At 37.9% G+C, this 20551-nt stretch carries 20 protein-coding genes; 12 read left to right on the top strand and 8 right to left on the bottom strand.

Features of this window, described 5'->3' with window-relative positions; genetic code table 11:
- Positions 1–95: 95 nt before the first annotated feature.
- Entirely contained in the window at positions 96–590 is a 495-nt protein-coding gene (locus tag EPL02_RS13495) for a hypothetical protein (protein WP_131887987.1), read from the bottom strand.
- Between the two features lie 2 nt (positions 591–592).
- Positions 593–1063: a hypothetical protein gene (locus EPL02_RS13490; RefSeq protein WP_094912193.1), complete on the bottom strand. Its 471-nt coding sequence runs from the start codon at positions 1061–1063 to the stop codon at positions 593–595.
- 150 nt (positions 1064–1213) lie between these two features.
- Between EPL02_RS13490 and EPL02_RS13485 the strand changes: the two genes are divergently transcribed.
- On the top strand, positions 1214–1477 hold the full coding sequence (locus EPL02_RS13485; protein WP_205687717.1) for an excalibur calcium-binding domain-containing protein: 264 nt from the start codon (positions 1214–1216) through the stop codon (positions 1475–1477).
- 55 nt (positions 1478–1532) lie between these two features.
- Here the strand turns inward: EPL02_RS13485 and EPL02_RS13480 are convergent, their stop codons facing one another.
- Positions 1533–2609 (bottom strand): cyanophycinase, encoded by a 1077-nt coding sequence (locus EPL02_RS13480; protein WP_094912195.1) that lies wholly within the window; start codon positions 2607–2609, stop codon positions 1533–1535.
- Positions 2610–2960: 351 nt separating this feature from the next.
- Here EPL02_RS13480 and EPL02_RS13475 point away from each other — a divergent pair, with 351 nt between their 5' ends.
- Positions 2961–3806 carry an SDR family oxidoreductase gene (locus EPL02_RS13475; protein WP_094912196.1) on the top strand — a complete coding sequence of 282 codons (846 nt, stop codon included), beginning with the start codon at positions 2961–2963 and terminating at the stop codon, positions 3804–3806.
- Between the two features lie 120 nt (positions 3807–3926).
- Entirely contained in the window at positions 3927–5009 is a 1083-nt protein-coding gene (locus EPL02_RS13470; RefSeq protein WP_094912197.1) for an iron-containing alcohol dehydrogenase family protein, read from the top strand.
- Between the two features lie 60 nt (positions 5010–5069).
- On the opposite strand, the gene EPL02_RS13465 is transcribed toward EPL02_RS13470, so the two are convergent.
- A complete protein-coding gene (locus tag EPL02_RS13465; protein ID WP_094912198.1) occupies positions 5070–5351 on the bottom strand; it encodes a hypothetical protein in 282 nt (93 codons plus the stop codon).
- 307 nt (positions 5352–5658) lie between these two features.
- Between EPL02_RS13465 and EPL02_RS13460 the strand changes: the two genes are divergently transcribed.
- The 3 genes from EPL02_RS13460 (at position 5659) to EPL02_RS20945 (ending at position 9238) form a co-directional block, all read left to right on the top strand.
- Positions 5659–6099, top strand: a complete 441-nt coding sequence (locus EPL02_RS13460) for a DUF5392 family protein (RefSeq protein WP_094912199.1) — start codon at positions 5659–5661, stop codon at positions 6097–6099.
- Positions 6100–6265: 166 nt separating this feature from the next.
- Positions 6266–9025, top strand: coding sequence for a phosphoenolpyruvate carboxylase (gene ppc / locus EPL02_RS13455; RefSeq protein WP_131887985.1), 2760 nt, complete (start codon positions 6266–6268; stop codon positions 9023–9025).
- Positions 9026–9091: 66 nt separating this feature from the next.
- Positions 9092–9238, top strand: coding sequence for a hypothetical protein (locus tag EPL02_RS20945; RefSeq protein ID WP_025909900.1), 147 nt, complete (start codon positions 9092–9094; stop codon positions 9236–9238).
- Between the two features lie 48 nt (positions 9239–9286).
- On the opposite strand, the gene mgrA is transcribed toward EPL02_RS20945, so the two are convergent.
- Positions 9287–10279, bottom strand: coding sequence for an L-glyceraldehyde 3-phosphate reductase (gene mgrA / locus EPL02_RS13450; RefSeq protein WP_131887984.1), 993 nt, complete (start codon positions 10277–10279; stop codon positions 9287–9289).
- Between the two features lie 153 nt (positions 10280–10432).
- Between mgrA and EPL02_RS13445 the strand changes: the two genes are divergently transcribed.
- Entirely contained in the window at positions 10433–11758 is a 1326-nt protein-coding gene (locus tag EPL02_RS13445) for a D-serine ammonia-lyase (RefSeq protein WP_131887983.1), read from the top strand.
- Positions 11759–11791: 33 nt separating this feature from the next.
- On the opposite strand, the gene EPL02_RS13440 is transcribed toward EPL02_RS13445, so the two are convergent.
- Complete coding sequence (locus EPL02_RS13440; RefSeq protein ID WP_094912203.1) at positions 11792–13279, bottom strand: UDP-N-acetylmuramoyl-L-alanyl-D-glutamate--2,6-diaminopimelate ligase; 1488 nt, start codon at positions 13277–13279, stop codon at positions 11792–11794.
- A 551-nt stretch (positions 13280–13830) separates the two neighbouring features.
- Between EPL02_RS13440 and EPL02_RS13435 the strand changes: the two genes are divergently transcribed.
- Positions 13831–14520 (top strand): FadR/GntR family transcriptional regulator, encoded by a 690-nt coding sequence (locus EPL02_RS13435; protein ID WP_025909903.1) that lies wholly within the window; start codon positions 13831–13833, stop codon positions 14518–14520.
- A gap of 371 nt (positions 14521–14891) precedes the next feature.
- Here EPL02_RS13435 and fabZ read toward each other — a convergent pair whose 3' ends face one another.
- Both fabZ and EPL02_RS13425 read right to left on the bottom strand, forming a co-directional pair.
- The gene (gene fabZ, locus EPL02_RS13430; protein ID WP_025909904.1) at positions 14892–15329 is read right to left on the bottom strand and encodes a 3-hydroxyacyl-ACP dehydratase FabZ; all 438 of its coding nucleotides are present in this window, start codon (positions 15327–15329) and stop codon (positions 14892–14894) included.
- A 386-nt stretch (positions 15330–15715) separates the two neighbouring features.
- Positions 15716–16330 (bottom strand): NAD(P)-dependent oxidoreductase, encoded by a 615-nt coding sequence (locus tag EPL02_RS13425; RefSeq protein ID WP_094913264.1) that lies wholly within the window; start codon positions 16328–16330, stop codon positions 15716–15718.
- Positions 16331–16665: 335 nt separating this feature from the next.
- Between EPL02_RS13425 and EPL02_RS20940 the strand changes: the two genes are divergently transcribed.
- The 4 genes from EPL02_RS20940 (at position 16666) to EPL02_RS13410 (ending at position 20543) form a co-directional block, all read left to right on the top strand.
- On the top strand, positions 16666–16842 hold the full coding sequence (locus tag EPL02_RS20940) for a hypothetical protein (RefSeq protein WP_165932576.1): 177 nt from the start codon (positions 16666–16668) through the stop codon (positions 16840–16842).
- Positions 16843–16864: 22 nt separating this feature from the next.
- Positions 16865–18355, top strand: coding sequence for a hypothetical protein (locus EPL02_RS13420; RefSeq protein ID WP_131887982.1), 1491 nt, complete (start codon positions 16865–16867; stop codon positions 18353–18355).
- 270 nt (positions 18356–18625) lie between these two features.
- Positions 18626–18823: a cold-shock protein CspD gene (gene cspD / locus EPL02_RS13415; RefSeq protein ID WP_025909909.1), complete on the top strand. Its 198-nt coding sequence runs from the start codon at positions 18626–18628 to the stop codon at positions 18821–18823.
- Positions 18824–18965: 142 nt separating this feature from the next.
- On the top strand, positions 18966–20543 hold the full coding sequence (locus tag EPL02_RS13410) for a peptide chain release factor 3 (protein ID WP_094913266.1): 1578 nt from the start codon (positions 18966–18968) through the stop codon (positions 20541–20543).
- The last annotated feature ends 8 nt before the right edge of the window (positions 20544–20551 follow it).

Raw genomic sequence — 20551 nt, 5'->3', positions numbered from 1 at the left:
ATCAGCATAAAAAAGCTCCCTTTAAGGTTATTTATTCAACCAGTGAGGAGTTTTTTTAGTGAGCATATTTTAACAATGAGTAGGCTGCTCTACCACTAGGTAGCCGTATGCTGTTGTGCTTTCTTTAACTGTTCATATGCTAAAGCGGTAATAGTTTGCGTAAGCAAAAAGACAGAAAATGAGTATGTAAGTGAAAATCCGTTTTGAAACGCAATGATATCCGACTTAATAAAAATCCAATTTATTCCCATACCAATTAATGTCCAAGTAAGAATGTAGTAAATAAACGTATATTTTGAAATATGAAACGTCTCATAGAAATAAATGAAAAAGTAGCCAAAAGGCGCAAACAATACATAATAGAGGCCATCGAACAATTCATAGTGTGGAGAGTCATTTACCGTGTAAAAATCAATAATTCCACCACCGATTGTAAAATCAAATACAAGGCCGCTAGCAAGTCCCCAAAGCCAGCTTAAAATGGTAATTTCTTTCGTCAACTTTCTAGGTAACAGCAATGCAATAACGATAGCAAATCCAATCATACATAATAAGATGACTTCGTTCTTACTCCATTCACCAAACCACATATTTATAACATCACCTTTCGTAAGGTAATTTTGCGATACATGTTAAATACGTAAAATAAAATAAACTGTAGTATGAGCGTATATCCAGCATCATACAAAAAGTTCCACTGTTCATAAGTGTAAACCTCCAACCGAACAGCCAGAAATCTTAAGCAAACGAACCCTGCTAAAAATAAGAGTGTAATGCCAAACCAACGTTTGATCCCAGAATAGCGATAGAGAAGGTTGAATTGAATAACAAATAGCATTGGAAAGATAAGACTTCGATCTAAGATAAAGGCTGTATAGGGAATAGGGGTTGTTGGTGTATTAATCAAGTTGAGCTCTTCGTTAATAATCCAAGCAGCATTAATATTAATAATTAGTACGATTAAAAACAAAAACGTATTTTCAACAACAGACAATACTTTATGCTGCATATAAAAAAGGGATATCGTAAGGAATGAAATAAAAACAAAAATAGATAAGACCATGGTAAACCTCCTTTATATAGTTATTTGTTTTAGAAAGCAGAACTATACGAAGACCAAAATGGTAAGAGTATTTTAGAGAGAACTTCAAAAAAGATTGATGGAAATTGATGAACAAAATATGATAAAAGTAATGAGAGTGAAGAACTGATTATGAAGAGGATATTACCTTTTGTGATGTCTTTTGGTTTAGTTGTAGGTGCTTCATCGATGATTCCTTTAACTGCAGATGCCGCTCCAAAATCATATAAAAACTGTGCGGAGTTAAACAAAGCATATAAGGGAGGCGTAGCTCGCGCAGCAAACATTAAAAATAAAGGTGGAAAAACATATCATAAGCCCTATGTATCAAAAGCGTTATATGATGGGAATTCAAAGTTAGATAGGGACAAAGATCTTATTGCTTGTGAAAAATAATCAAATGTAAATAGCCCTCTTCTTGTTAGAAGAGGGCTATTTTATGAACGACGACTTAACGATTTCCACCATAAATATTGCCTGTAGAAGAAGTGATAGTGCCATTGTTGACGTTCAGCGTGTAAGACAGTCCGCCAGAACCTGACCATGTTGAAAGATTAAATGTGTTACCGTTAAACAGCTTATAAATAGAAACGTTGTTGAACGTTAGGGGTACCCCACTTACACAAGTAGTTGGGGCTTGGTTTGTTTTTGCCATATAAACTGCAGCGTTCACAGCGCCAGGCTGCGTAACAACCTTTGCTGTCCCGTCCTTCTCAACTAAAAGAGCAGACTGTTCATTTACAGCAATACCTTTGGCGCTTGTTCCAGTTTCTTCACCGTCTTTAATATTACGAGCTAAGAATGTTAAAAAACGCCCCATTCGGTCTCTTTGTTCAAAATGAGTGTCGGTTTGTACATGATTATTATGCGGAGTTTGAATGAGATAATCTGTAAAAGAAATAAGTGAGCTATACGGATTTCTTAGTGCTGTTGCAGAATCAAGCGTTGTTGAACCTGCTGATATCGAATCATAAATATGATCTCCTTGAATCATAGTGCCGGCACTTGTGCCTCCAAAAGGAATTCCTTGTGCAATACGGTTATTAAGTGCAGTAAGAGCGGGTGTTCCTTCTAAAAAATCAACGTAATCAGCTTGATTACCTCCTGCAAAGAAGATTCCTTCTGCTTTATTAATGCGACTTATTAGTGAGGAGTCTGAACCTGCTCTGGCTAGGTCAGTTACAACGATTGTACTAACAGAGTTTAATGGCTTTCCTATTGAGTTAGCTAAATCATAAACATATTGATTATATCCGTCTGAACCCGTTGCACGAAGAATTAAAAAGTCGCCACCATTCGCTTTATTAATCATCCATTTAAACGCTTCGTCTACATCGGTACTGCCTCCCATGTACACTTGCCCAAAAGTCGTGGTTGTTGTTTTATCAACTGAACTGCCCGTTGTATAGAGCGTATAGTTAGCTGCAGCTGCTGAGGTTGGTAACGTGGATAGAAGTAGTCCCCCCGTTAAAGCGATGCATGTGATCATACGTTTACCAAAGTGGTTTCGTTTTTTTGTGTTCTTCATTTGTTTACCTCCTTTAATCGAATTACATAAAGGTATTGCAAAATGTGTGCCAAGATCAAAAAGATAGGTACAAGTAGGTTTTCTATACATAATTAATTTATATTGGGTGTATATGGTTAAATAAATTTGTGCTAAACAACCACTAAGACAGAGAGCATGTGATACTGGGAGTCAATTTCCAGAGTTCAAGAAAGCATATGGTTTTTTGAAGGAGAGTCAGTTTATTCGACTTACCCTATATGTTGTAGGAAGGTTTGGAATGGTTTAGGTTTATTTTAAAATATATTTTTATCTTTTATTTGGTACTGTAATATGGTCTATATCAAGCTGTGGATAAACGGAGGGATAGAGATGAAGACACAAACGGTATTAATTACAGGAACCTCAAGTGGATTTGGTTTACTTAGCGCATATCAGCTAGCTAAAGCTGGATATAAAGTCATTGCTTCAATGCGTAATTTAGAAAAGAAAAGTGCTCTGTTAAGGATGTTAGAAAAGGATAAGTTAAAAGAAAGAGTAGTATTTGTTGAACTAGATGTTACGTCTCAACGTTCAATTGACGAATTAACTACGCTATTACATAACACCAACGGCATTGATATATTAATTAATAACGCAGGATTTGCGTTTGGTGGCTTTAGCGAGGAAATTCATATAGATGAATATAAAGAGCAGTTTGAAACGAACGTATTCGGTGTCATGAGGGTGACTCAAGCGGTGCTTCCATTTATGAGAGAAAAGCGCAAGGGCAAAATTATTAATATTAGCAGCATCAGTGGGTTAATTGGGTTTCCAGGACTATCACCGTATGTATCATCTAAACATGCACTCGAAGGTTATAGTGAAAGTTTACGGCTTGAGCTAAAGCCGTTTGGAGTTGATGTTGCTTTAATTGAACCAGGTTCTTATGCGACGAATATTTGGACAACAGGCAAGAAGGTATCAAAGCATTCATTGAATGAAGGATCTGCTTACCGTGCTTATATGCGTGCAATTGAGAATGAGCTACAGGCTGGTGAGAAAAAGCTCGGTGACCCTGATCAAGTTGTTTCTTTACTTCTTTCTTTATGCAACCAACGTCAGCTAAAAAAACTTAGATACCCTGTTGGTAAAGGGGTTAAGGTATCTGTATGGTTAAAACGTATGCTTCCGTGGAGCATTTGGGAGAGAATCATCATTAAAAAGTTGTTGAAATAAGACCTTGAAAGCCTTTTACATAAGTGAAAGGTTTTTAGGGTTTGCATGCTAAATTCTTCTATCGTATACTGAGTTAATTAACGAAAAATTTAAAATTGTGAAACGATTAAGGAGGACAACATGAGTGAACCCAATATTGTAAGAAGTGGTCCTAATCACTATATTTGTGAAATAGGTGCTGCGAAGAAAATGGACCAATACATAGCCAGCTTTTCTAAGCCAGTAGTTTTTACAGGATTCAAATCATTTGATGCTTTTAATCAATACAGCGCGTTGCCTGAACACATCCCGGTTATTCAGCATAAAGGATATTGTTATGATGAAGATATTCATATCTATGCAAAAGAACTTTATAACGTTGATTTAGTAATTGGTATTGGTGGAGGTATTGTATTAGATAGTGCAAAATCGTTAGCGGATTATTTAGACGTTGAAGTTATTCTTGTGCCAACGGTTCCTGGAACATGTGCAGCAACAACGCCTCTTAGCGTGATGTATGATGAAAACGGGCAGTATGTTCGGGTTGATTACCATAAGAGAGCGAGCTTTTTAACAGTTGTAGACCCGAAGCTTCTTCTTTCATCTCCTGTTAACTATGTTAAAAGCGGCATTGGAGATACTCTAGCAAAATGGTATGAAGCAGATGCGATTATTCGAAATACAAAAAACGCACACGAGCTTTCAGCAATGGTATACTCCGGGCTTAATCAAGCGAAATACATCAGAGATATATTGATGGCAGATAGCGAAGCTGCTATTAAAAGTTTACAAGAACAGAAGGTTACTCCAGCATTTACACGAGTAGTAGAATCTATTATTATGATTGCCGGAACCGTTGGAGGATTCGCGGTTCAGTATGGTCGGGTATCAGGTGCACACGCAGTTCATAACGGACTTAGCTTTGTTAAAGAAGCTCATCATGTTCTTCATGGTCAAAAAGTAACGTATGGTATTTTGGTTCAGCTCATGTTAGAAAATCAACGAGAAATAGTTAAAAAACTTATGCCATTTTACGAAGCGTTAGAATTTCCGCGGACTCTCTCGGATTTAGGGGTTACAGAAAAAGAAGAAGCAAAACAGCTAGTAGCAGCTCATGCAATCAAGGAAGAAGAGGCTCTTCGTTTTATTGGGAAGTTTACAAAAGAAGAGGTAATGGATGCTATGGAGCGTGTAGAAATATTTACATCAATGGCTAATCTATAGAAGAAAGTAAATAAAAGGCATGAGAAAATGACTCGTTTCAGAGAATCATTTTTTCATGCCTTATGTTGTCTTTAAGCGCTTATATTCATTAATAAAAGCTGAAGGGTCTGCTTGAATTTCATATTTAAAAACACCTTGGTGGGTATGTAAATACAATAAACCTTTTTCTGAAGAGAAAGGTTTATATGAAATGTCTAAAACCTGTTCAAGCGTGAACGACCGCGCATTACACTTTACTTGATTAGTGCAAAGCTGGAGTTCGTATTCCTTTTTTATATAATGTTGCTGAAAACGATCGACTTTTCGGACAACATATGAATACATAATACTTGAAATTGGCATGTCATAAACTCCTTCCTAAAGTTCTTTTGTATGGCTATGATAGCATGGCAGTGTAAAAAAGCGAAACATTTGACAAGGAAACTTACATTTTCTAAAATGATAGTCATTATAGGATGTTGCTCTAAGGGGAGTAGCTTTTACAACAAGGTCGTCAGTACAGAGCATATGCTCTCGGCTTTGGTGGCAACAATTTTGTTGTTAGCAAGACCTTGCCAACAAATCAGGTAGAGGTCTTTTAGGTTATGGATATGCCGCTACCTAATTGGTAACGGCTATTTGCATATTTAAATATAAGGTTGGGGATTTTGTGAAATTATTATCATTACAAATGTCAGCGTATATTCAAAAAGAGGTGGAACAGCTTCAAGAAAAACTGTCACCTTTTACAAAGAAAGTATCACGCTATATGTTTTGGTCACTGCCGCTTATTGCGGTTTCAGTCTTCAATTTAGGGTTCATGCTCTTTACTGAGCCCGTTACTCGTGAAGCACTACCGATGTTAGGTATCTATGCTTTGATTGGAGCAATCGGTATGGCTTTATCGAGAGAGACCAAATTAAAGCGTAAAGAAATGCAGAAGGTAGGGGCAGAATACGCCATTGAGCGCATTCAAAAAAGTGAAGTCGTCTCTTCCTATCGTAAAGAAGAATATATTGAGCGAATTAAAGCACAGCCGCTTGCAATGATGGCTCACTTTATACAATTTTTAAGCGAAGAAGAAAATAGAATGAAACGTGCAGATATGTAACTTTGTAATGGCAGGTACTACGTCGTGAGTACCTGTTTTTTTATATAATAAAAACTATGTTAGGTTTTTTTACATGAAAATTGAATTTATTTATGATATACTATAACTAGTTTCAATTTTCTAAAAAATGAAACGTTAGATTTTTTGTCAAGGGGTGGAAGAAGAAATGACGGTTTTACAAACTACTGAGCAAGACAACAGCGTCGCATTGCGTCGAGACGTCAAGTTTCTCGGACAACTACTAGGGAATGTTTTAATTTATGAGGGTGGCCAAGATTTACTTAATAAAGTTGAAAAAATACGTGAAGTAGCCAAAATGCTTCGTGAACATAATGATCAGGATATCTACGAACAGTTAAAATCTGAAATAACAAGCATTGAGGATCCAATGAGACAGCAAGTTATTCGTGCGTTTTCTGTTTATTTTCATCTAGTTAATATTGCGGAACAAAACCATCGCATTCGCCGTAAACGTGAGTATCAGCAGCAAGAAGAAGCAAATGTACAGCCTGGCTCACTTGAAAAAGCGGTCAGTGATTTGAAAGATAGCGGCGTAACAGCAGATGTTATCACAAAACTTCTCCAAACGCTGTCTTTAGAGTTAATTATCACAGCACATCCAACAGAAGCAACGAGAAGAAGTGTGCTGGACATTCATAAGCGAATCGCCGATATTTTACAAGCATTTGAACAAAAATCAGTAACAAAGCGTGAAAGGGAAGAGCTAGAAGAGCAGCTTTTTAACGAAGTTATGGTTTTATGGCAAACGGCTGAACTACGAGATCGTAAGCCGCGCGTAATGGACGAAGTAGCAAATGGGTTATATTATTTCGATGAAACGTTGTTTGAGGTATTACCACATATTCATCAAGAGCTAGAGGATTCATTAAAACGTTACTATCCTGAACAACAGTGGCAAGTGCCAAACGTGCTGCGTTTTGGATCTTGGATTGGTGGAGACAGAGATGGTAACCCGAACGTAACACCAAAGGTAACATGGCAAACTTTAACGAAGCATCGTAGCGTAGCAGTTCGAAAGTATAGAGCAGCTTTATTGAATTTAAGGGAGCGACTAAGTCAATCAACAAAGCGAGTTTTAATTTTAGATGACTTGGTGCAATCGGTTGAACAAGAAAAGCAGCTTCTGCCTCAAAAGAAAAGATGGCGTGTGCCTCATGAGGTATATCGCTGTAAATTAACGATTATGCTTCACAAGTTAGAAAATGTTGGACAAGAAGGTGGATATAAGCAAGCAGACGAGCTACTTAGCGATATTAAGCTTATTCAAAAAAGCTTACGTTTACATCATCCAATGCAGTACGAGTTAAAAAGCGTTCGTCAATTAATTCGTCAAGTAGAATTGTTTGGTTTCCATTTAGCAACGCTTGATATTCGAAATCATAGCGGTGAACATGAAGCTGCGATTAAAGAGATCTTATATTCGGTTGGCATTGTAGAAGACTATTCTTCCTTGACAGAAAAAGAAAAGTTGGAGCTGCTAAGCGGAATTTTACAAGACCCTCGTCCACTCATTTCGTTCACCGAAGACTATTCGCCAGAAACAAAGCAAATAATTGAAGCGTTTCAAATGATAAAGCGCGCGCATGAAGAATTTGGAAAGCGTTCGATTGAAGTTTACTTAATTAGCATGACTCAATCAGCTAGCGATTTATTAGAAGTGATGGTTTTGGCAAAAGAAGCAGGGATTTATCGTTTGCATGCCAACGGAGAAATTGAAAGTTATTTAAACGTTGCTCCTTTATTAGAAACAATTGATGACTTAACAGCTGGGCCAAAAATTATGGAGGAACTGTTCCAGCTAGATTTTTATCGAAAACATTTGGCAGAACAAAATGATTTACAAGAGATTATGCTGGGGTATTCCGATGGAAGCAAGGACGGCGGGACGTTAACGGCAAACTGGAAGCTCTACAAAGCTCAGCAGGAAATTCATGATATGGCAAAGCGCTATAACGTGCGCCTTAAGTTCTTCCATGGCCGAGGTGGATCTCTTGGTCGAGGCGGTGGTCCATTAAACCGAAGCATTTTATCACAACCTGCTGAAACGTTAGGAGACGGCGTGAAAATTACAGAACAAGGGGAAGTATTATCCTCTCGCTATTCGCTATACGACATTGCACATCGAAGCTTGGAACAAGCGGTTTCAACTTTGCTAACAGCAGCTGCCAAAGTGTCGTCTGAAGCTGAACAAACAGACGTGCGTACATCTCAGTGGGAAGAAGCGATGAACATTGCATCAAAAGAAGCGCTCGCTCATTACCAGCATCTTGTGTTTGAAGATCCAGACTTTTTAACATATTTTAAACAAGCAACACCGTTACCAGAGTTAGGTGCTCTTAACATTGGGTCTCGTCCAATGAGCCGAAAAGGCAGTGACCGTTTTGAAGACCTGCGAGCTATTCCATGGGTATTTGCTTGGACGCAAAGCCGCCAACTTTTACCTGCTTGGTATGCAGCTGGAACAGGGCTTGTACATCTTATTAAAAAAGAAGGAAGCCTTTCTTTACTCCAGCAAATGTATAAAGAGTGGCCATTTTTCCGCTCAACAATTGATAACTTGCAGATGGCTTTAACGAAAGCGGACCTAATGACTGCGAAAAACTATACTTCAATGGTTGAAGACAAAGCGATTGCTGATCGAATTTTCGGGGCAATTGAGAAAGAGTATACCGAAACGAAAGAAGCAATTCTTCAAATTACAAATCAAGAAGAATTAATGGAGCACCTACCGAATATTCAATCGTCTATTCGTTTGCGAAATCCATACGTTGATCCGCTAAGCTTTTTCCAAGTCGAGCTTATTTCTAAGCTTCGTCAAGCAGATGAAGAGCAGGCTGATAGACTTCTACAAGAAGTGTTGTTAACTATCAATGGAATTGCGGCTGGCTTGCGTAATACAGGCTGATTTTCTAGCGTATGATGCCCTAAAAAAGTGGAGAAGCTAACGGGGTATAAAGCTGGAGGTGATAACATGAGCAATGCAAAAGGACGTTCAAAGAAAAATTTACCGACTGATGCCAATCATGTGAATGCTCAGGAGAAAGCTGAGCAAATGCGTATGACAGATGAGCGCAATCAAAAGCATAATGATGGTCGCAAATATGATGGGAAAATCTAACTGCGATATAAAAAACCTTCTACTCTCAAATAGAGAGTAGAAGGTTTTTTAGCTATTTAAAATCGCATCAATCTGACGAAGTTCGTCTTGGGTAAATAATCGGTTATGAAGAGCTGCAACGTTCTCTTCAATTTGACTTACGCGACTTGCTCCTATGAGAGCAGAGGTAATATTTCCATCTCTTAACACCCAAGAAAGAGCCATTTGAGCCAAGCTTTGATCTCGTTCTTGTGCAATTTGATGAAGTCTTTGCACTTGGTTAACCACCTTTGCAGTTACGCGCTCCGCATCTAAAAATCCAGTTTCTTTTGCTGCTCTGGAGTCTTTTGGAATGCCATGTATGTATTTATTTGTAAGTAACCCTTGCTCAAGGGGGCAAAATGCAATGGATCCAATTTGATGCTCTGTTAGCACATCTTGAAGTCCATCCTCTATCCAACGATTAAACATCGAGTAGCTTGGCTGATGAATAAGGAGAGGTGTGCCCAGCTCATTTAAAATATGTACGGCTTCTTTTGTTTGTTCAGCGCTATAGCTTGAAATTCCTACATAAAGCGCTTTGCCTTGTTTTACGATTAAATCAAGTGCTTGCATAGTTTCTTCAAGAGGTGTATTGGGATCGGGACGATGAGAATAGAAAATATCTACATATTCAAGACCCATGCGTTTCAAACTTTGATCTAAACTAGCAACAAGGTATTTCTTTGACCCCCATTCTCCGTAAGGCCCTTCCCACATTCGATAGCCAGCTTTTGTGGAGATAATTAACTCATCTCGATAAGAGGCGAAATCTTCTCTTAACATTTTGCCAAACATCTCTTCAGCAGAGCCAGGTGGTGGCCCGTAGTTGTTTGCTAAATCGAAATGAGTAATTCCTAAGTCAAAAGCACGTCTTAGCATGGCTTTTCCATTTTCAAACGAATCCACCCCTCCGAAGTTATGCCAAAGTCCCAGTGAAAGTGCGGGAAGCAGTAAGCCAGAGTTTCCACACCTGTTATAAATCATTTCTTTATACCGCTGTTCATTTGCGCTGTAAGTCATCACACATCTACCCCTTTTGTTTAGTGAAATCGCTTTAATGATAATAGGGAAATCAAAAAAAGTCACTTAATTTATCTTTTGGATTAGCTCTAATAAAAGAATAGTTCGTGATAAAATGATAATAAAGGATAGAAACAAGAGGGGGAAATAAGGATGGAAATAGTCAAACAGGACGTAGTAAGGTTAACAGAAACATTCCCTATTATAAAAGAACTTATTCAACTTACCGAAACCTGCTGGATGAATCCAGATAAGCAGTCTTTTCAACTACATAAACAAAACATATTCCTCACTGAGCAGGACGTTAAGGATGCAGAAGCAAGGCTTGAACGGTTTGCACCTTATCTACAGAAAGTCTTTCCTGAGACGAAAGAGACAAAAGGAATAATTGAGTCACCTTTAACTGGTATTCCTACTATGAAAGCGCGTTTGGAAAGCCGTTTTAATCAACAAATCGAAGGGGAGCTTTTGCTTAAGTGTGATCATGATTTGCCTATTTCAGGTTCGATTAAAGCACGAGGTGGTATTTATGAAATTTTAAAGTATGCTGAAGACTTAGCTATTAAACATAACATGCTTTCATTTAAGGATAATTACCAAAAATTTGATAGTGAAAAATTCCGTTTGTTTTTTCAGCAGTATACAATTGCGGTAGGGTCGACTGGCAATTTGGGATTAAGTATTGGAATAATTAGTGCTAAGCTTGGCTTTCAAGTAACTGTTCACATGTCTGCTGATGCAAAGCAATGGAAAAAAGATTTGTTAAGAAGCAAAGGGGTAACGGTTATCGAGTACACAGATGACTACAGTAAAGCTGTAGAAGAAGGGCGTAAACAGTCATTACGTGATCCGATGTGCTATTTTGTAGATGATGAAAATTCAAAGCACTTATTTTTAGGTTATGCTGTAAGCGCCATTCGTTTGAAAAAACAGCTCGCTGACATGAAAGTGAAAGTAGACAAAAAGCATCCTTTATTCGTTTATTTACCGTGTGGGGTGGGAGGTGGTCCAGGGGGAGTGGCTTTTGGCTTAAAGCTTATGTATGGCGATGATGTTCGCTGTTTTTTTGCTGAGCCAACTCACTCACCTTGTATGCTGTTAGGTTTAGCAACAAATCTGCATGATAGAATCTCTGTGCAAGATATTGGGCTTGATAATTTAACAGAAGCAGATGGACTAGCTGTAGGGCGACCATCTGGATTTGTTGGTAAAGTAATTGGTCCTGTTCTAGAGGGAAGCTACACAATCAGTGATGATGAAATGCATCGACTGCTAGCAGATTTAGCTGATAGCGAAGGAATTGAATTAGAGCCATCGGCACTAGCTGGTATGATAGGACCGATAGTGACAAACAGACAGCTGTCTCCAGAAACACTTGAACATGCGACTCATATTGTATGGGCAACGGGCGGAAGCATGGTGCCACTAGAAATAAAAAAAGAATACTATGAAAAAGGAAAACAAGCTTTAAGGAGATGATAAGAACTCCCCTCATGCACATGAGGGGAGTTCTTATAATGCTACATAATAAGATTCAATAATATCTTCATCGGAATGAGGAATATATTCTCCTTTTACAATTTGTGAACCGTTGATACAGCCGCTTGTTAATAAAATAATATCATCTGGTCCTCCAAGCTCTAAGGATTTTAAGACTCCTTCTTTTCTTGTTGGAGCTCGGTGAAGGTTCGAAGCATTGGGATGAGCAAATCCTGTAAATACTTGGTCAATGATATCATTAGGGTTATGAAAGCCAGGATGATCAACAGTAACAACCACTTCATCGGCTTGTCCCTCAATAATGCTTGCCATTTTGGGCATTTTGTTAAAGTCTCGGATGCCAATTCCAGCAATCATCACAATTAAACGATTATGTTTTAATTTCTTTACCTCTTGTAAAAGACGAGTTAAAGCTACAGGTGTATGAGCATAGTCAAGGATAATCTTTTGATTTTGTGGCCCTTTAATTACTTGAAAGCGTCCTTCAGGGCTAGCAAGCTGTGGTAGAACGTTAAGAATATCTTCAATGTGATAATCAAGCAGTAGCGCTGTACCGATAGCTGACAATACATTAGCAATATTATATTCCCCAAATACAGGTGCAGTTACTGGATAGACGTTGTCATTATAATGAAGCTCAAACGTTGACCCTTTTTCTTCTACGGTGATGGAATCAGCGCGCAGCGTTGCGTTAGAGTTTCTGTTGAGGCTATAAGTAATCATTGGGTTTTTAAATGATTGAAGCAAATCTTGACCCATTAAATCATCATCAACATTTATAACGGCTGTTTTAGCTTGTTCAAATAGCTTCATTTTACAGTTTTTATAGTGCTCCATTGTTTTATGATATTCCAGATGTTCTTCTGAAAAATTTGTATGAATGGCCACATCAAATAAAATTCCTTCAACGCGCTGTTGATCAATGGCGATGGATGAAACTTCCATGACAGCTGCCTGATCTCCGAACGTCTCTAAGTCATGAAAAATTTGGTGTAAATCAGTTGATTCAGGCGTCGTAGGAGTACTTTTTTGATAGGTTAATTTTTTATGCGAAGACCAAATCCCCGTGGTGCCGATTGAACCCGTTGGTAATCCGAGCAGCGTTAATAATGAACGTACGTAAGCAGCTACTGTTGTTTTCCCATTTGTACCCGTTACACCAATTGTTTTGAGCTTTTCATCCGCTCGTTGGAAGTAGTATTTAGCGAGTCTTGCCATTGTTTTTCGAACATCATCGACAACGATAAACGTACAGTGCGGATATTTATCATGAAGTTGTTGAAAACAATGATGAACGGACCCAAAGACTCCTACAGCGCCTTTTTGAATAGCTTCTTCTATAAATTGATATCCGTCCGCGTTTTCACCTTTCATGCTAAAAAATAATGACGAGTTTTTGACATATTTCGAGTGATAAGCGAGATGTAAGACGCGCTGAGAAGCTGGGCCGACTAATTGCTTAATTTGAATGTCAGGTAACTGTTCAAAGTTTAGTATCATGATTTTCCTCACCATTTAGTTTATTTTACAAGTCAACTTGCAGAAATTACCGTTTATATTGTTCTTACTATTTGTCAGTTTGAAATGAACTATTCGCAAGAACATATATGAACCATACAAAATATCTAAACAAGATTTCAAGTTCTGACTCTTTTCCCTAAAGATAAGCATGATAAACAAGGGGTAATATGGAAAAAATCCCTTCTTAATCCTTAGTAACCGGGTATTCATAAAGAGGGTTGCAAATAGTTGATGAAAAGGGAAATAGTGGAATAATTATGTCAAAAAAACATGAACATTCATTCATTTATAATTTGTTTTCATGTGAAAATTGTGATAATTATAGAAATTTTTTTACATTTTTTTAAAAATTAATGTATACTTGTAATACAAAGAAAGTTTAAAGCGGTTACATACGAGAGGTTTACACTTCATCAAGGGGACTCAGTACAGAGTAGGGGGGATTTTACAGCACGTGAATCCCTCTTTCGTGCAGGGAGAAGAATGTTGTAGACGAATAAGACAAAAAGCAAACAGAGAGGGGAATAATAATGTTTGTACCAATTGAGCGTAAGAAAGTATCAAGTCAAGTTCTTGACCAGTTAAAGAAGATGATAAAGGAAAAGACGTTTCCACCTGAATCTCGCTTACCTTCTGAACATGAGCTTTCGAAAATGTTTGGCGTTAGTCGTGCACCAATCCGCGAAGCGTTAAGCGTTTTGTCGGCCAGTGGATTAATTGAATCTAGACAAGGTGGAGGAAGTTACGTTAAGCGAGTAAATTTAGCAGGAATGCTTGATCCGATGACGTTTGAAATGGTTGAAGCAGATCAAGTGCTAGAGTTAGTTGAAATGCGAATTATCATTGAATCAGAAGCAGCAAGCCTAGCGGCTATTCGTCATACGGAAGAAGAGCTACTAGAAATTAAAGAATCTTTAGAAGCATTCAAAGGTACCATTAAGAATAGTGCTGAAATTGGTTATGAAGCAGATTATCGCTTTCACCATGATATTGTAAAAGCGGCACATAATTCATTTTTGCTTCATACAGTAGAGAACCTAGGTCATCTATACCGAAAAGCGCTAGCATATTCGTTAACGCAAAGGCCTGAAAGTCGCAAGCAGGTCCATGAAGATCATGATCGCATTTTTGAAGCGATTAAAAATAGGGATGCTCAAGGCGCAGCAGAAGCAGTTCGTGAACATTTAGAGCATGTTCGTATGAAAGTAATGCAAGGTTAATATAGATTTACAAAAAAAGAACGCTAGCAATAGCGTTCTTTTTTTATAGCTCTAAAACTCTCTAAAGTTAAAAACAGAAGCAATGTCAGTATGGGCTAGGTATACAGACGAACAAGACGTTATCAATAAGCTAAGTTGAGGAATTATTAGAAGATGATAAGAGACTGAGACATAATGAAATGATTATTGAGGAGCTAACAATTAGTTTGTGCCATTACGCTACAGACAGGCGCTTTCGGCAGGTCTCGTTCTTCCCTCTAGTCTACTGTTTTCAAAACAATAAAAAATACCCAAACTATCAAAAGTCATTAACTCATGATAGTTTAGATATCTCATTTGCTGAACTACTTATGTCTTAGCACCTTAAGTAATTATGCTTGTTTTGGGTCAAATAGTGCAAACGTTACGTCCGCTTCACAAGCCACTTCGCCATCGACTGACGCAACAGCACGAGCTTTCGCAATTGTACCACGCACGCGCGTCATCTCTACTTCTAAACGAAGCTGATCTCCAGGAACAACTTGCTTTTTAAAGCGGCAATTGTCAATACCTGCAAATAAACCGAGCTTTCCTTTATTATCGTCTTTTTTCAACATAACAACGGCACAGACTTGAGCAAGTGCTTCGACAATTAGAACACCCGGCATAACTGGATATTCTGGGAAGTGTCCATTAAAAAATTCTTCATTAGCCGTCACGTTCTTAATGCCAACGGCACTTTTGCCTTCTTCGACTTCAATAATACGATCCACAAGTAAAAATGGATAGCGATGAGGGATAATTTCTTTAATTTGCTCTATTGTTAGCATAATGGTCTCTCCTTTATGTAAAAACTTATACCTGATACTAGTATCAAACTATATACGTACAAAGTCAACTTGTAAAGAGTAAAATCAATAAAGTGCACGAATCTCATTTCGGTTTTGCTAATAAGGTTTGGGTAAAACGATAAGTGAAATAACAGTGACCAAATAAACCCAATATGCCAAGTGGAATTAAGAAAAGGTACTTTTCCGAAAGCAGTATGCTTATAGAAAAGAGTAAAAAGCATGCTGTTATTATCAATAGGTAAATGACTAGTTTGCTTGTCATGAATTAGACCTTCCTTTTATAAGAATCATATACCATATTTTATCATATATGGTTATGATGGGCTTATTATAAAAAAGCCCAGAGAAAAAATTCTCTGAGCTTTTTAATAGGAAAGAGCCACGGATTGCTTTAAATGAATTTCTGTATTTGCAGCGTGTAATAAAAAGTGGGCTACGTCTGCACGACTAATATTTTTACTGTCTTCTGGTACACCCGTTACTGCTTTTCGATATTGAGCGGTTACGGGTCCATTTGTTAGCCCCATCGGTCGAGCGACTGTCCAATTAAGATTGCTTGTTTTTAGCAGCTGTACAGCTCTTAAATGATCGCGCAGTGGATTTTTTAAAATGTTTTGAGCAAGCCAACCTGTCATACCTGGAATTTCTCCTTCAATTCCAGCTGAAGCGGTATATAAGATTCGGTGTACGCCATGCTCTTGCATTGCTTTAATAATGGTAGATATTGCTTCTTCTAAAAACGTAGAAGGGCCTAAACCATCTGTGCCTAGGCAGGAAACAACAGCATCATGGTCTTTAATGGCATGAGACACCTGAAAGAAATCCGTTGCATTTCCTTCTATAATGTGTAAATTGCTATCTGTTAGTGTGAGCTTATCTGGTGTTCGAACGAATGCTGTGACGAAATGTCCTTCTTCTAAAGCCTGAGTCACGAAAGCTTGTCCAGTGCGTCCACTAGCTCCAAATACAACAAATTTCATGATCATCATCCTTTTCTGTGGAATTACTATCGTATATCATTCTTATAAAAAACATTCTATACGTAACATAGCATATTTTACGGTGGATTTCTCATAAAAAGTATGCAATTGCTGAAAAAAACAGAAAACTAGCGTTTTAATGCGAGATTTGCAAGATGAGGGGAAAAAGGAATGAGTCTTGCATCCACCGTCTGACAAAAGGATGGCTAATTTTTAAACTCCTGTCATAGACTGTCTAGAAAAGAGAGAAATGAACGAACGGTTTATAAAGGTGTTTTTCAATAGAAAGCGAATTTTGTATATAAGCAAATGGAGCGAAAAGGGAGCGATCAGGAATGGGAAAAAAGATAAGTAAGGTTCGGATTGGCGTTATATTGATAGGGCTACCACTCGTTTTTGTCATCGTATCCATCATCACAAAAGACTGGCGATATTTAACGTGGAGTATACCACCTGCGTTAATGTCTTGTTGGACTGCACTTGTGGTTTTACGAAAGCAAGAAGAGTCTTAAAAGTCAAAAAGGAGATGAGGAAATGAATGGTCAACAGCTTCTTTATAGTTTGCTAACAGCAAATGGACAAGGATTACAAAGTGCGTTTGTTATAAGTAAATATAAAATTGTAAAGCTACAACCAACGTTACCAAACGAAAAGGATGAACATGTCCAGTTTCAGCAAAATCTCCAGCAGGATATGAGAAAAATTGCTAAGCAGCCTGAGGTAGATTTGCATCTTCAACTGTTTTTGCATATGGCTGAATATTTTCGACTCCCTGTTTCTCACACTACAACGAATGGAGAGCTATACGAACTTAGTGAAGAAATAGCCAATATGTTTGTTGCGAAATATAATGAATTGTTTTCTATTGCTCGCTGTCATTCCCTAGACGACGTTTTGCGTCACCAAATTCGATTGTTTATTCACCTTGCAGATTCACAGTACTTAATCGCTTCAAAGCGAGAACAACTGATTTTACAAACAGCTCTTTTAACTTGGATTGAACAGTTACCAAGCTTATATCAAGATCGGATTTTGGAATTGTTCAGCAGAGAAGTTACTCAAAAAGCAATGGAAGAGATCTTACAAAGACAAGGGATTATCAGTTTTTTTAAACAACTTCCTCCGAACGCATATGACTTATTGTCATCTTTACTTTGTGTAGTCATGCCTTTGTTTGTTCCGATTCAGTATGGACCGTCACTTCTAGTGGGGTTCAATGCACCCTTATGGACGCTAGCGAGCTTGGAAAGTCATGAAATTGTAGCCAAGCGTAAGGAAGCAGAACCTTTTTTACCGCTGTTAGCAGCCGTTGTTCATTTAATGTGGATGTGTAAGGTTGAGCACCAAGATGAGCTGCTCAACTATCAATCTTTATTAATTAAATGGTCATCTGTATATCGTCGGTACGAAGATTTTCAAATGAAAAAAGAACAAGCTCAATTTGATGTTGAGCGCCTAGAAGGTCTTATTTATAATGGAGAACAAGATATTAGGCAGCTTAAAGGCATAGAAAAGCAGCTTACTAAAAAAATAGATAGCTTAAAAGAATCTATTCGCCATCAGCTAAATCAAATGGATTTAAAAACCCTCAACTGCGGCCTTGTCATGAAAAGGATGATTGAAGAGCATGAAGCCTTAAAAGAAGATGTAGACGAATTAAAAAGAAAGCTTTCAATAAAAGGCGATATTATGGAACGAATTCGACTTACGTTTCGGTCTGCTGAACGTGTAGTGAAAAGTAAGGTGAAGGAAGTTGAGCGCAAAAAAATACTAATGCAAATGACGGATTTTATTCTAGCTAATAGGCTTCCGATTTGTGTGGATATACAAAATGAAATCGAAGAGTTACAGGAGCGCTTAACCAGAACATTGTTGAAGCTTAATCAGCATCTTGAACTGTTGGACGAAACCAAAAGCTCTCGAGGGCTAACAAGCGGTAAACTTAAGCGATATGAGGCGGAAATTAAGCGCTTAGAAAAAGTCTATTATGGATTAGCTATCAAAGAATTAGAGCCAATTTCTTAGCTTGAAAAAGATTGAGAGATAAATGTGAATATTTCTAAAATTAACCTAGGTTAGTGAGAATGAAAAAGCAAAAAAAAGTGAGATTTTTTTGAAAAAATAAGTAGAAGATTATACAAATCCCTTTGAAATTTTTTTGATAATTTGGTACAATAAAAGTGCTTATTTTTGTTCCATAAGGATAGTTCGATAGGTTTCGTCTTGACTTATTGTAAGAGCAAGAATGGAGTAATACACAAGGTGTAGCTTGCTGCACGAGGAGGAAAAGAGATTATGTTACAAGGTAAAGTAAAATGGTTCAACGCTGAAAAAGGTTTCGGTTTCATCGAAGTTGAAGGACAAGACGATGTATTCGTACACTTCTCAGCTATCCAAGGCGAAGGCTTCAAAACTTTAGAAGAAGGCCAAGAAGTTACATTTGAAATCGTTGAAGGTGCTCGTGGACCACAAGCTGCTAACGTTCAAAAGTAATTCTTTTTATAGGATTATCAGAGGCTCCCAAATGGGGGCCTTTTTTCTTTTCCTTTGAAAAAGGCTGGTCATCTTGTATAAAAAAAGCGTATAATGAAATGATGAAAATAGGAATTGTATAGTAGAAAGGATAATTGAACTTATGAGCAATCAACAGCAACAGCAGATGGTCGACTCACGTCGTACGTTCGCGATCATTTCCCACCCGGATGCTGGAAAAACAACATTAACTGAAAAAATGTTATTACTAGGTGGAATGATTCGTTCTGCTGGAACAGTGAAAGGTAAAAAGTCAGGAAAGTTTGCAACATCTGACTGGATGGAAATTGAAAAGCAGCGTGGAATCTCCGTTACATCAAGTGTAATGCAGTTTGAATATAAAGATCATTTTATTAACATTCTAGATACACCAGGACACGAAGACTTCAGTGAAGATACATATCGAACACTAACCGCGGTAGATAGTGCTGTCATGGTTATTGATGGTACAAAGGGGATTGAAGCGCAGACGTTAAAGTTATTTAAAGTATGTCGTATGCGCGGAATTCCAATTTTAACATTTATCAATAAGCTCGATCGAGAAGGGAAAGATCCACTAGAGCTATTGGAAGAAATTGAAGAAGTACTTGGAATTGAGTCATACCCCGTTACGTGGCCAATCGGAATGGGAAAAAGATTTCAAGGTACGTACGACCGCTTTTCGAAGCAAATTGAAGTGTATCAAGGAAATAAAGAATCATATTTTGCAGACTTTGATGGTGAAAACATTGATGATGAAGTGAAAAAGCACGTGGATGAAATGTATTTGCCGACGCTTGTGGATGAATTATCCCTTCTTGATGAAGCGGGTAACGACTTTTCAATTGAAAAAGTAAAGCAAGGTCTTTTAACACCTGTGTTTTTTGGTAGTGCCATTGCAAACTTTGGAGTACAGTCGTTCTTTAATTCATTTTTACAATTAACATCACCACCACAGCCACGTGAATCATCTGTTGGGACAATTCAACCGACGGATAACAATTTCTCAGGCTTTATCTTTAAAATTCAAGCAAATATGAACCCAGCCCACCGCGATCGAATTGCTTTTGTGCGCGTGTGTTCAGGAAAGTTTGAGCGTGGCATGAACGTAACGCTTGCTCGTACAAATCGTAAAATGAAGCTTGCTCAGTCACATCAATTTTTAGCATCAAGTCGTGAGACAGTTGATACAGCATACCCAGGAGATATTATTGGTCTGTATGATTCAGGTACGTATCAAATTGGAGATACAATCGTCGGCGATGGTAAAGTATTTCAATTTGATGCGCTTCCGAAGTTCCCACCAGAGTTATTTGTAAAAGTGCGTGCTAAAAATGCCATGAAATCAAAGCATTTTGAAAAAGGGATTAATCAGCTCGTACAAGAAGGAGCTGTTCAGCTTTATCGTACACCGTTCTTTGGAGATTATATTTTAGGTGCGGTTGGTGAGCTTCAGTTTCAAGTGTTTGAACACCGCATGAAAGGCGAGTATAACGTAGATTTAGAGTTTGTTCGTATGTCCCATAGCATTGCAAAATGGGTGGACAAAGAGACAATTAAGGACAGCATGTTTGATTCTCGTGTTATGCTTGTTGAAGATCGTGATGGCCATGCTGTACTCATGTTTGAAAATGATTTTGTATGGCGCTTATTCCAAGATAAGTATCCTGATGTAAAGTTTTTAGATCCATTTAACTTATAAAAAAACGC

The organism is Bacillus sp. CBEL-1 (assembly GCF_004348885.1).
In the GTDB taxonomy this organism is placed as follows: domain Bacteria; phylum Bacillota; class Bacilli; order Bacillales; family Bacillaceae_H; genus Priestia; species Priestia aryabhattai_A.
Note: the sequence above shows the minus strand (reverse complement) of the source record. Positions and strands in the feature narration are given on the sequence as shown.

Coding starts and splice junctions, on each gene's coding strand:
- EPL02_RS13495 (WP_131887987.1), bottom strand. CDS start 590: ATGTGGTTTGGTGAATGGAGTAAGAACGAAGTCATCTTATTATGTATG.
- EPL02_RS13490 (WP_094912193.1), bottom strand. CDS start 1,063: ATGGTCTTATCTATTTTTGTTTTTATTTCATTCCTTACGATATCCCTT.
- EPL02_RS13485 (WP_205687717.1), top strand. CDS start 1,214: ATGAAGAGGATATTACCTTTTGTGATGTCTTTTGGTTTAGTTGTAGGT.
- EPL02_RS13480 (WP_094912195.1), bottom strand. CDS start 2,609: ATGAAGAACACAAAAAAACGAAACCACTTTGGTAAACGTATGATCACA.
- EPL02_RS13475 (WP_094912196.1), top strand. CDS start 2,961: ATGAAGACACAAACGGTATTAATTACAGGAACCTCAAGTGGATTTGGT.
- EPL02_RS13470 (WP_094912197.1), top strand. CDS start 3,927: ATGAGTGAACCCAATATTGTAAGAAGTGGTCCTAATCACTATATTTGT.
- EPL02_RS13465 (WP_094912198.1), bottom strand. CDS start 5,351: ATGCCAATTTCAAGTATTATGTATTCATATGTTGTCCGAAAAGTCGAT.
- ppc (WP_131887985.1), top strand. CDS start 6,266: ATGACGGTTTTACAAACTACTGAGCAAGACAACAGCGTCGCATTGCGT.
- EPL02_RS20945 (WP_025909900.1), top strand. CDS start 9,092: ATGAGCAATGCAAAAGGACGTTCAAAGAAAAATTTACCGACTGATGCC.
- mgrA (WP_131887984.1), bottom strand. CDS start 10,279: ATGACTTACAGCGCAAATGAACAGCGGTATAAAGAAATGATTTATAAC.
- EPL02_RS13445 (WP_131887983.1), top strand. CDS start 10,433: ATGGAAATAGTCAAACAGGACGTAGTAAGGTTAACAGAAACATTCCCT.
- EPL02_RS13440 (WP_094912203.1), bottom strand. CDS start 13,279: ATGATACTAAACTTTGAACAGTTACCTGACATTCAAATTAAGCAATTA.
- EPL02_RS13435 (WP_025909903.1), top strand. CDS start 13,831: ATGTTTGTACCAATTGAGCGTAAGAAAGTATCAAGTCAAGTTCTTGAC.
- fabZ (WP_025909904.1), bottom strand. CDS start 15,329: ATGCTAACAATAGAGCAAATTAAAGAAATTATCCCTCATCGCTATCCA.
- EPL02_RS13425 (WP_094913264.1), bottom strand. CDS start 16,330: ATGAAATTTGTTGTATTTGGAGCTAGTGGACGCACTGGACAAGCTTTC.
- EPL02_RS20940 (WP_165932576.1), top strand. CDS start 16,666: ATGGGAAAAAAGATAAGTAAGGTTCGGATTGGCGTTATATTGATAGGG.
- EPL02_RS13420 (WP_131887982.1), top strand. CDS start 16,865: ATGAATGGTCAACAGCTTCTTTATAGTTTGCTAACAGCAAATGGACAA.
- cspD (WP_025909909.1), top strand. CDS start 18,626: ATGTTACAAGGTAAAGTAAAATGGTTCAACGCTGAAAAAGGTTTCGGT.
- EPL02_RS13410 (WP_094913266.1), top strand. CDS start 18,966: ATGAGCAATCAACAGCAACAGCAGATGGTCGACTCACGTCGTACGTTC.